This window comes from Acinetobacter sp. WCHA39 (assembly GCF_002165385.1).
GTDB lineage: Bacteria > Pseudomonadota > Gammaproteobacteria > Pseudomonadales > Moraxellaceae > Acinetobacter.
The window spans coordinates 1-8,716 of the sequence record NZ_NHRP01000056.1; the positions used below are offsets into that span (position 1 = coordinate 1).

Annotated in this window: 8 protein-coding genes, 4 tRNA genes and 1 pseudogene; all 13 read right to left on the reverse strand. The window is 40.0% G+C overall.

Translation table 11 applies throughout. The annotated features are described in order from the left end of the window. Positions 1-89 (reverse strand): GTP-binding protein (locus tag CDG56_RS16010; RefSeq protein WP_072292276.1); only part of this gene is annotated, 89 nt, incomplete at its 3' end. A 164-nt stretch (positions 90-253) separates the two neighbouring features. Further along, positions 254-328 (reverse strand) — tRNA-Thr (locus tag CDG56_RS16015). 11 nt (positions 329-339) lie between these two features. Continuing rightward, a tRNA-Gly gene (locus tag CDG56_RS16020) sits at positions 340-415 on the reverse strand. Positions 416-448: 33 nt separating this feature from the next. Beyond that, positions 449-532, reverse strand: a tRNA-Tyr gene (locus tag CDG56_RS16025). 53 nt (positions 533-585) lie between these two features. Continuing rightward, positions 586-661 (reverse strand) — tRNA-Thr (locus CDG56_RS16030). A 99-nt stretch (positions 662-760) separates the two neighbouring features. Further along, positions 761-2,254: an anthranilate synthase component I gene (trpE, locus tag CDG56_RS16035; RefSeq protein ID WP_087548408.1), complete on the reverse strand. Its 1,494-nt coding sequence runs from the start codon at positions 2,252-2,254 to the stop codon at positions 761-763. Positions 2,255-2,336: 82 nt separating this feature from the next. Continuing rightward, complete coding sequence (locus CDG56_RS16040) at positions 2,337-3,029, reverse strand: phosphoglycolate phosphatase (RefSeq protein WP_087548409.1); 693 nt, start codon at positions 3,027-3,029, stop codon at positions 2,337-2,339. Between the two features lie 69 nt (positions 3,030-3,098). Beyond that, positions 3,099-3,722: an FHA domain-containing protein gene (locus CDG56_RS16045; RefSeq protein ID WP_087548410.1), complete on the reverse strand. Its 624-nt coding sequence runs from the start codon at positions 3,720-3,722 to the stop codon at positions 3,099-3,101. Between the two features lie 64 nt (positions 3,723-3,786). Beyond that, positions 3,787-6,039 carry a type II secretion system secretin GspD gene (gspD, locus tag CDG56_RS16050; protein WP_087548411.1) on the reverse strand — a complete coding sequence of 751 codons (2,253 nt, stop codon included), beginning with the start codon at positions 6,037-6,039 and terminating at the stop codon, positions 3,787-3,789. Between the two features lie 41 nt (positions 6,040-6,080). Then, on the reverse strand, positions 6,081-6,917 hold the full coding sequence (locus tag CDG56_RS16055; protein ID WP_087536558.1) for a type II secretion system protein N: 837 nt from the start codon (positions 6,915-6,917) through the stop codon (positions 6,081-6,083). Beyond that, complete coding sequence (gene gspN / locus CDG56_RS16060) at positions 6,917-7,660, reverse strand: type II secretion system protein N (RefSeq protein ID WP_087548412.1); 744 nt, start codon at positions 7,658-7,660, stop codon at positions 6,917-6,919. Before gspN ends, CDG56_RS16055 begins: the two co-directional genes overlap by 1 nt. Before the next feature lie 178 nt (positions 7,661-7,838). Then, positions 7,839-8,165 carry an H-NS family nucleoid-associated regulatory protein gene (locus tag CDG56_RS16065; protein ID WP_005163077.1) on the reverse strand — a complete coding sequence of 109 codons (327 nt, stop codon included), beginning with the start codon at positions 8,163-8,165 and terminating at the stop codon, positions 7,839-7,841. 411 nt (positions 8,166-8,576) lie between these two features. Further along, positions 8,577-8,716: pseudogene (locus CDG56_RS16070) on the reverse strand (IS4 family transposase); the annotation flags it as partial.

Genomic DNA, 8,716 nt, shown 5'->3' on the forward strand with positions numbered 1-8,716 from the left:
GCAGTTAAAGTTGTTTTACCATGGTCAACGTGACCAATTGTACCCACGTTTACGTGTGGTTTATTACGTTCAAACTTAGCCTTAGCCATTTGATTTTCCTCGTTTACGTCGACACCAGTTTAGAGAAAAACAACCCTGAAAAACTTTCTTTATCGACATTCGCCTAAAAAACTAGACACCCAATACTTGAAAAGCAGACTATAATAGCCTGCTTCTTTAAAAATTTTGTATAAATTCTACTAAGCTGTATATCTGGAGCTCTTATCGAGATTTGAACTCGAGACCTCTCCCTTACCAAGGGAGTGCTCTACCACTGAGCTATAAGAGCGACATCTTCGATGGAGCGGGAGACGAGGATCGAACTCGCGACATGCAGCTTGGAAGGCTGCCACTCTACCAACTGAGTTACTCCCGCATGTTGGTACTTACCACTTCAATCGAAGTTAGATGGTGGTGAGAGAAGGATTCGAACCTTCGAAACTTTCGTAGCAGAGTTACAGTCTGCCCCCTTTGGCCGCTCGGGAATCTCACCATATCACACTTACACAGTGCTGTTCTTTACACTATACTACCAAACTTTTAAGATGGTGCCGGCACACGGATTCGAACTGTGGACCTACTGATTACAAGTCAGTTGCTCTACCAACTGAGCTATGCCGGCTCTTTCTTAGTGTTTCGTACGTTTCGTATCGGAACGGTGTGCAGTTTAGCAAAACTCTGAATCGATGCAAGTGGTTTTTTCAAAAAAACCGTTAAAAACTCATAAAATCAATCCGTTTGATGATAATTCAACCGCTTTGATCACTGCGCGAGCTTTTATTTGGGTTTCATTCCACTCTGATTCAGGATTTGAGTCTGCAACTAAGCCTGCCCCTGCCTGTACATAGACCTTTTTATCACGAATCACACAGGTGCGAATCGCAATCGACATGTCCATTTCACCATGCCAGCCTAAATAACCTATAGCACCACCAAATACACCACGTTTAACTGGCTCTACTTCATCAATAATTTCCATAGCGCGGATTTTTGGTGCGCCTGAAAGGGTTCCAGCAGGAAAGGTTGCTTTAAACACATCTAAAGCATCCACGTCATCACGTACTTCACCTTGCACATTAGACACGATATGCATGACATGAGAATAACGCTCAATCACCATACGATCAGTCACTTGCACTTTACCAATTTTAGAAACGCGACCAACATCATTGCGACCTAAATCGATTAGCATGAGATGCTCAGCAATCTCTTTTTCATCTGCGAGTAAATCTTGTTCCAAGGCAAGATCTTCTTCCTTAGTTTTACCACGTGGTCGTGTTCCAGCCAAAGGACGTACTGTTGCAATACCATTTTCTAAGCGTGAAAGAATTTCTGGCGAAGAACCCACGATATGAAATGGCTTTTGATCTGTGAGCGTTTGCCCTTGCACTAGAAATAAATACGGCGATGGATTGAGATGGCGTAATGCACGATAAACTTGTAAAGCCTCACCATCAAAGTCAGACACCATACGTTGACCAGGCACAACCTGCATCACATCGCCTGCACGGATATACTCTTTTACTTTCTCAACGGTTTCTAGAAACTTTTCTTTACCCGTAATGGATTCGAAATGTGGCGCAGTATGAGGTTTCGCTTGTAAGCTGACAGGCGTAGCGAGCAATTGCTCAAGTTGATCCAACTTCTGCTGAGCCTTCTTATAGGCATCAGACTGACTCGCATCTGCGTGATGAATTAAAAACAAAGTGTCCTTTAAATTATCAAACACAATCACGGTTTGAGACAACATTAACCAAAGATCTGGCAACGTCACAGGATCAGCCGTGGGAACGTTTCTAAGTTTTGGTTCGATATAACGTACCGCGTCATACCCCAAATACCCAACCAAGCCACCAGTAAAACTTGGTAACTCAGGCAATTCAACTTGGGTTGGCACTTTAAATTGACTTTGAAAATCGCGGATATACTGAAATGGATCAGCGCAGTCTTGCTGGCGAAGCGAGCCATCAGCTTGCTGAATGGTCAATACACCTGCATTACAGGAAAATACAATCGACTCCCCTAAACCAATCATTGAATAGCGCGCCCAATTCTCCCCCCCTTCAACGGACTCAAAGAGATAAGCTTGTTTTTGTTCTTTAAAACGTGCAAAAACAGAAAGTGGGGTTTCTGTATCGGCTAAACGTTGGCGATACACAGGAATGGTGTTATAGCCTGCTGATTTTAATTGCTCAAATTGTACTAAGGTCGTCATGAATCTTCTCTATGGTTTTAATTTCTGTGCGTTTTTTCTGTAGTGCCTTCTCAAGCCCGCCATCGAAAAACCATAACAAACCTCATGCTTGTCTCCTGACTAAATCATCTTCTATCAATTCTGCCAAACTATCGACCACTTGCTGTGGCTGACAGTCATAGATACTTTCCCCATGATTATAGCCATAGCTGACCACAATACAATCAATACCTGCACGTCTGGCGGCTTCCACATCATTACTCGAATCACCGATCATCAAAGTTTGCGAGGCTGTAATATTTTGCTGCTGGATACAGTGTAATAAAGGCAAAGGGTGAGGTTTACGTTCAGCTAAACTATCACCACCAACCAGCATCTTAAAATATGGGCTTAACTGCAAAATATCGAGGATACCTTGCGCTAAATGCTCTGGTTTGTTAGTTACGCAAGCCATCGTAATATTATGCTCTTGGCAGTAATCCAAAAATGGTAAAACACCTTCATATACGTTGGTGTTTACACATAATTCTTGTTCATAAATCTCAACAAAAGTATCAAGCAATTGCTTCTGCTGCTGGGCATCAATCTGCCCAAACAAATGCTCCAAGACAGTCTCACATAGTTTAGCCGCACCCTTGCCTACCCAAGCTCGAATCTGCACCTCTGTTACCAATGGTAATGCCAGTTTTTCCAAACTTAGATTCATTGCTCGATATAAATCAGCCGCCGAGTCCACAAGCGTCCCATCTAAATCAAATAAAATTAAACTTCGTTGTTGTAACTGAGCAACAGACATAGATTTCGACTCAAGAAATAAAAAGGCACGCCCATATGGGCATGCCTTGATTGTAAAAGGTTAATATAATTATTTAAAGAATAACCAAGCAATCACAGCTAAAATGATGAGTACAACAATTGAAATTAAACCAATCGATGCATTTTTTTGCTGTTCAATTTCTTGTTGAACACGAGAAATAGGTTCTTCAATCGCGATCGGCTGCTGTTCAGCAGCAGCCTGAACATCAATACCTTCAGGAATTGGTGCTGGTTTTGGAATTCCAACTTGTTGTGGCATACCATCTCGATTAATCGAAGTCTCCGCAGCTCGCTCTGCAAGCGTTGGCATACCCACATCGTGATTCGTTGCCGCTACTGGCTCAACTTCAATTTCAGGTAAATCAGCCTTATAACGCTCAGGAGCAAGAATCATAAATATAAAACTGGCAAACTGGAGCATATCCCCATCATGCAATTCTATTTCCTGTTCCTGCTCAACACGCTCACCATTCACAAATGTTCCATTTGTAGACTTTAAATCTTTTACCCAAACATGGTCATCTCTAAACAGTAATGCAGCATGTTTTCGTGAAATGTCCTTGAGCTGCAACAAAATTTCAGCGTCCTGATCCCGCCCCACCAGCATGTCACGCTCAATACTAATCTCTTGCCCTGTAAATTCACCTGTAATGGCTTGTAATTTCCAAGTCATAGATGTTTATCCTTATCATAATTTCTTTCAATCATAACATTGTGACATAAGCGCTTCTGTGCATCTACTGTGAAGACGCAGGACGAATCGTCGTGGTTGTCACTGTATGTTTACTGCGTTCAGTTGCTTTGGCTGGAAGCTGCACCGTTTTTCGTTGTATTTGAGGCTCAACTACAACGACAGGCTTTGTGATAACCACAGCCTCTTTTTGTGTTGTTGTTGGAACTTTTTGGTATGGTGAGCTACTTACCGCAGGTTGTGGGCGATAAATATCCGCAACATTTTCAGGTAATTTTGCAAAATTACCATTTTTATCCATAGACAATTGGAGACTGTATAGCTGGTTATAACGTTGTTGAGATATACGTTGCACATCCTCAGCATCACCCACTATGGTTGGATGGATAAATACAAGTAAATTACGTTTTTCATTGCCACGACTATCTGAACGGAACAAACGACCAAGATAAGGAATATCCCCAAGAACAGGCAAACTTTGACGACTAACATCAGTCTGATCGGTAACCAAGCCACCTAACACGACTGTTTGTCCATGATCTGCAAGAACTGAAGTTTTAATCGCTCGTTTACTTGTCACCAAGTCAGCAGCCTGACCCTTACTATTTTCAACGTTTGAAACTTCTTGCTCCACTTCAAGTCGAACAGAACCGCCTTCACCGATATGAGGGATCACCTTTAAAGTAACACCCACATCTTTACGCTCAACAGTTGTGTAAGGATTCACCGTACTGTTTCCAGTCGTCGCAACTGACCCTGTTACAAATGGAACATTCTGCCCTACGACAATATACGCTTCTTCATTATCCATAGTCACGATGGATGGTGTAGACAATAAATTTGATTTTTTATTTTCTTTTAGCGCTTGGATGAGAGCACCATATAATTTACGAGAGCCATTCGCACCTTCTTTGTAGTCACCCAAAATAATGGATGAACCTGTACCGAGTGCGGAACCAGCACCTGCTGCCCCACCTGTTAGATAACCTGCTGCGAGCTTAGAGATACTAGAGCCAACATTCGAAAAGTTAATTAATCCAACACCGCTATTGAGATCACCTAAAGCCCATTGCACACCAAGTTGATCAGCATCACTACCTACAATTTCAATAATAGCAGCCTCAATCAAGACTTGCTGACGTCGAGTATCTAACTGCTGAATGGCTGCCTCAATTTCACGCATCAATTGCGGATCAGCTTTAACAACCAAAGCATTTTGAGTGCTATCTGCAATAATACTCACACCAGCACTATTAAAGCTTGTAACACCACTATTTTGGCTATTATTACTGTTATTGTTTAGGTTAATTGATGAAGTAGAAATTGACGATGAACCTGTCGATGAACCTGAATTTTGGTTATTTGAAACTAGATTGCTAATTGAGTTCGATTTACTAGCACTAGAATTTGATGAGGACGAAACTGACTGTCCTGTGACTAAACCTTGTAGAATTTCAGCTAAGTTCTTGGCACTCGCATATTTTAAACGGAATACTTTCAAACCACCCAAGCGATCTGCCGATGGAACATCGAGCATTTCAATCATCTGGCGTAAACGTTTGCGTGAATCAGGATCACCCTTAACTAAAATACGATTGGTTCGATTATCTGCAATAATTCGCACACGCGAACCAATAAAATCTTTCGAGGCACCTGTTGCACTCATGGTTTCGAGTAAACCAATAACTTCTTCAGCCTGACTTGATTGCAAACTGATCGCTTCAATATCATTTTGCCCTGTACCATCCAAATTACGGATAATATTTTCAAGTTGATAAATATTCGTCGCACGATCTGAAACGATCAAAGCATTGGTGCCAGCCACAGCAGCCAAATGTGCAAATTGTGGCATCAATGGCCGTAACGCAGGAATCAAATCATTTGGGTTCGTGTTTTGCAACCAAATGACACGAGTAACAATTTGATCCCCACCTGCACGACTTCGAGCATCGTAAGGAATTCCTGAGTTTTTAGCATTGCTGTCAGGAACTAACTTGACCGTATTACCTGATGGAAGTGCAACCACACCATTAACATTCAACACGCCTAAAAATAGGTCATAGACCTCATCTTTATTGAGAGGTTTATTGGAAATAACAGTAACGTTCCCGCGCACACGAGGATCAACTGCAAAGTTCTTACCCGTAATATCAGCGACTTCATTAATAAATGCTGTTAAATCCGCATCACGTAGATTAATCTTCCATGTTTGTGCTTGCACATTGGTACTGATGGTCGCAACCAAAGGCGCGGCAGCAAGTAATGCCCAAAGTGGACGTTGATGATTCAAGAAAGCCATAACCTGCACTTATTCCTAACTAATGTGATGACGTGTTATCACTAAAAACTTTGTTGTATGGTCATCACTTGATCACCACGTTTTATTTCTATTTTGGCATGTCCTTCACGACGTACTTGCTCTAATAATTGCACTTCGCTAAGACCCTGCCCGACTGTCTGACCGTTGATCGATAGAATACGATCACCAGACCGCAAACCCAAGGTATTTTTTAAATTCGTTGGTGTTCGATCTGAGATTTCGTAACCGTCTGAACCACCACCACTCACTCCCATATTTTTTAAATACTGCTCACGATTTTCCTGCATTTGTTGGATGGCTTGTCCCAGCGCAGATTGTGATGAGTTTTGAGCAGGTGTAGGTGTTTGAGGTGTTGCAGCTTGAGGGTTTAATACAGGGGCAATTGGCTGGTATAAACCATTATCTAAACCCTTAAATTTAACTTCTCGTGTTGCACCATTATCCTGCTTCAGAATGACATGGTCCCAATACACTTCCGCTAGTTGATAGGAAGTTGAACCGATGGTTTCACCAACACGATAACGTTCAGCAGTATCGTTTAACTTAATAACCGCCGATGACAAATAGCTTGGATAACCCAACAATACGCCCTGCAACTCCACATTGACATTATCTTGTGCTGTCGTAGTAGCAGGTTCATTAAATAGTGCAAAAGAACTAATATTAGGAACTTGCGCCTGTTGTGAACCCAATGCAACACGATCAAACTGCATCGGCTGAGGTGGAGCCACAACCAACCAGAATAAAGAAGCTAACTTCCAACACAACCATAAAATGAGTAAAGTTAGGATAAAAGCACTTGTTTTATCGAATTGCTGCCAACGAAACTGCTGTAGTTTTTGTGCTATTGTTTTCATTAAAAACCACCTTGCAACAATGGTTGGCGAGAACTAATCACGTAAGTGTCGAGTCCCGCTTTACCTTGATAAGATGGTACATTTAATAACATCCGCTGTGTCAATTGAATATCGAGCATAAGATTCGGGTCTAAACTTAGATTCGCCATTTTCTGACTTTGCTGATCCCGAACATCTATTTGCAATTGTCCATTTTCATCTTTCATTTCCGCAGTCAATGAAGGCATATTCATACGATCTTGGCGTTGACCAAAGGTATAATTCAATTCACCACCACCCCAGTGCAATTTACCTTCAGTTGCAGTAAAACCTTTTTCTTTTTGATAATTAAACTGTACATCTTTAAGTTGAATTGAATTCTCAGGCCACTGCCAATTGGCAAAATACTTTAAAGTCTCAGGTGCAATTTCACCTTGCAAATCTTTGATCAAAATCTTTTGACCTAAACCGTAACCAAAAATACCATTAAATTGGGTATTCCCGCTGTGAATATCGAGATTTGCGCCAAGACGCAACATTAATAAATCTAAAGGACGTGTTTTCCAATGTACAGAACCACGTAACTGACCTTTTTGCCAATCCGCTTGTCCCTGCCAAATATTGCCGCTAACATTATGTAAGATTTGATTATCTTTAGAAAATTTCGCAATTAACCATGTTGCTGGAATTTGTAAAATAATAAAAATTAAAAATGCAAAAATGGCGAAAACCCACCACTTCCATTGTTTGGTATTTTTCTTCATTCCACCCTTACCAAATGCACAAATTATCATCCTTTTAGAGACACTCGCCCCTGAATGACATTATGCATACTTTTTCAACATCGCCAATTCTCTCATATAAAAAAACCAAGCTTTTTAAGCTTGGCTTTAATGAAGCATAGAATCATCGTATGACAGAACAATGACTAGTAAAACTTGCTTAGATTAGAAAATCTTCAAGTTTTGCGCCTTTCTCTAATTCAGCAACTAACCAACGTGGCTGTTTACCACGACCAGTCCAAGTTTCTTCTGTATTATTTTTATTACGGTAGCGTGGTTCTACTGCTTTGCGCGTTGTCTTCTTACGCTTTTGCTCACCTAACTCTAATAACTCTTCAACACTAAAACCAACTGCTTCAGCTATTGCAATAATTTCATTATAAGCATCTTCAATTGCTTGATCTTTTTTGCTTGCGATTAAAGCTTCCGCTTCTACCTGTAAACGTTTTAAGTCTTCTACAGATAAATCACTAATATCTGGTTTCATTAGAACCACTCCAACTCAAAAGAAATATATCACTCAAAATAAAAAAGAATTCAAAAATTCTATTTCCATAGTAATTTATATACAATTAAATAATCAATATTAAATTAGTCAACTTAATCACAATATAACCATAAATCATCTTATACTTACAATAAAACAAAAAAACTTAAGTGCATTTGATTAAATCTATTGTATTAATTTTTTTAAAATGATGAAATAATTTTTAGAACCTGATGAATATTAATTTTACCTTAATTCTTGATGCTTTCTATAGGTTGAATTTCATATAACAAATCTAGACTATCTATGAATTAATTCACAAAATAAAAAGATAAGTTATATGAGATTAACGCACTCAAAATAAATATAGACATAATAGTCTTTATAAAATTACTTTGTACACGACAAATTTCATAGGGCCCTTGTCCTATCAGGCTTTTTCTTCCTTAAAATTGCGAGCACTTTCTTAAATTCTTCTTTTTTTCCAAAACCAATCAAACGTAGAATAGCCATTTGAACATAGTCCAAACCGTAGCGAAATAAACTTACTG